Source organism: Streptomyces sp. NPDC054849, from assembly GCF_053610945.1.
The window spans coordinates 1-2,433 of the sequence record NZ_JBSGZI010000193.1; the positions used below are offsets into that span (position 1 = coordinate 1).

Consider the following 2,433-nt stretch of genomic DNA (forward strand, 5'->3'; position numbering starts at 1 on the left):
TGTGGGAGAGTAGGACGCCGCCGAACAATCATTGCGGGAAGCCCCGCACCAGACCTTTACCGGTCCGGTGCGGGGCTTTTCTGCGTTCACCGGCAGTTCGTCGGGCTCCGCTGGGTATCCTGGCCAGCGTTCCCCTGGAGGACACGATGACAGCACAGCAGTGGGAAGACGGCGGCCCGCTCATCCCTCAGCCGGCGATGACACGGGAAGCCCTGCGGGACGCCGTGCGCCGGATCGACATGGCCAACCTGGCCGTGCTCGACAAGGAATGCAACGAGGCCTTCGACCGTGCCGCGGAGACCGGTGCCATCAACCCGCTGCGGTTCTTCCTCATCAAGTGGGCCACACACGTCGCCATCCACCGGTGGCCGGCGCGATCGGCGGCGTTGCACGACGCCGAGCGCGTCGCGGGCGATCCGGACGCCACGGAGGAACAGTTCCGGGCCGCCATGGAGACGAGCAGCCGCATCCTTGCCGAGGCCCAGCGCGAGATCGGTCAGTGACCCTGCGGGGTGAGGGCGTGGAGAACGACAGCGGCTGGGCGTGGGAATCCGATCCCAGCCGGCTCTGGGTCTTCGGCGATATGCCCGCGGAGGACCAGGACCTGGTCGGCGCCGTCATGGACGGCCTGGTCGACCTGGCGTCGATGGCGATCGACCCCAAGGACGGCAGCCTCTACGAGGACCCCCACCCGATGCGGCTGCGTACGTACGAAGACGAGCACCTGATGGTCTGGTACCAGACCATCCCGCACCGCCGACGGGTCTACCTCAAGCGCGTCAATCTCTGAGCGGTTCCCGGATCAGGACGCGGCCGTAGACGGTCCCATGAGCCGGTGACCGCGGGGCGCCACCGCGAGGCGGAGTGCGGGTTCGTCGGTTCTCTGTCCACCTCGAGGTCGGTGTGCAGGCGGACCGAGCCGTTGTAAGCGTCCAGTGCGGTGCGGCTTCCGGAGGGGTAGGCGGGGCAGACGGTGTCGTCGTCGGTGTCGAGGGTCGTTGCGGTGTGATCGAGGGGGACGCCCCTGAGTGTGACCCTGGCCCCGACCGGCGACCGGCGACCGGCGACCGGCAGAACCCGAGCCCGTCCCGCTCGTCGACGCCGGTCCGGCGCCGCGTCCAGTTGCGGTCAGCGGTCACGCCGCCGCTTCACGGGAGGAACCCGAGATCTCCGTCGACCGCGACGCTCCGCGATTGTTCGTCGACGACGGGCAGAGCGGGAGCTCCGATCCCGGCGAACGGGCCGTCTCTGGCCACACGTTGGAGGATCGGCACGTCCGTCATACAGGTTCCCGCCCCGGGAAGAACGGATGACCGCCGCCCTGGGGCGGCGGACGGCGGCAGATCATGTTCGCGTCCGGAGGCGGTACACACGCCTTGCTTCCGTCGGCTCGGCAGCAGCTCCGTGGCGGCGCCTCGTGAGCCTGCCGGCGCCCAGGCCGGGGGAGACGTCGCCCGTGCCGAATACCTGGAGGGCCCCTCCCTCAGGCGTGGCAGAGTGTCGCCATGGGAAGTTCGTACGCCTACCCGGTGATGCAGACGGCCGATGCCGTGGAGGCATTCCGCATGGCTGAGCGTCTTTTCGCGCTCGCCGAGACGCTTCAGTACGCCGAGCCCACCGTGTGGGCGACGCTGAGCACGCTTGAAGACGTCGAGCGGATCCGGCCCGTCCTGCCCGCGGGGGCTTGGCTCGACTCGGGTGAGGGGGCGGACGCCAAGTCGTTCCGTCCCTGCGAGCTCCCCCTGGACGCCTCGGAGCTGGGTGCCCTCTTGCCGCTGAGCTTGAACCTGGCGGAGGACGTCCCCTTCCGAAGCTTCGAGGCGGACCTTGCTGCCGTGGTGGGGGGCGTCCCCGCGGGGATCCACTGGTACCTCGGCGCTTGGCCGGCCACGCCGACGCAGGACTGGAGATCCAGCAAGTACTCCGGGGTTCAGCTGGCCTTCAACTGCAGGGAGCTCTGGGGTGACCCGGCTGACGGACACGTGCTGTCCGTATGCGTGGGTCAGAGCGATCTCCAGCGGGCCGAGTGGTTGGCCTCGCAGGTCGGTCTGCGTGTGCTCGGGCCGGCGGTGCAGTCGCTGTAGCGCTGTATCCACCATCGAGTCGCAGGTCAGGCGGCGGGGGCAGGACGATTTGGAGCCTGGGGCCGGGAGGTTGTAGAGTGGAGCGGTTGCCTCGAACGGAAGAGTTCGGCAGCACTCCCTGTACGGAATCCAATTCCCAGGCAGGGCATCCGTCTCAGCATTCAGAAATCCGAAGTCGGTGAAAACCGGTGGAGATCTTCTGATAGAGTCGGAATCGCCGGAAAGGGAAACGCGAAAGCGAAGAACTGGAAAGTGAAACCCGCTTCGACCGGGAATCGGACACGAAAGAGTCTGATAGAGTCGGAAACGCAAGAACAGAACGAAAGCCCGGAGGAAAACCCGCGAGGGT

General features: G+C 67.7%; 3 protein-coding genes. All 3 read left to right on the top strand.

What is annotated here, in order from left to right:
* The first annotated feature begins 146 nt into the window (after window positions 1-146).
* The 3 genes from ACWGIF_RS37805 (at window position 147) to ACWGIF_RS37815 (ending at window position 2,084) form a co-directional block, all read left to right on the top strand.
* The gene (locus ACWGIF_RS37805; protein ID WP_453504388.1) at window positions 147-503 is read left to right on the top strand and encodes a hypothetical protein; all 357 of its coding nucleotides are present in this window, start codon (window positions 147-149) and stop codon (window positions 501-503) included.
* Between the two features lie 17 nt (window positions 504-520).
* Window positions 521-790: a hypothetical protein gene (locus ACWGIF_RS37810; RefSeq protein ID WP_453504390.1), complete on the top strand. Its 270-nt coding sequence runs from the start codon at window positions 521-523 to the stop codon at window positions 788-790.
* A gap of 715 nt (window positions 791-1,505) precedes the next feature.
* Window positions 1,506-2,084, top strand: a complete 579-nt coding sequence (locus ACWGIF_RS37815; RefSeq protein WP_453504392.1) for a hypothetical protein — start codon at window positions 1,506-1,508, stop codon at window positions 2,082-2,084.
* Window positions 2,085-2,433 lie beyond the last annotated feature (349 nt).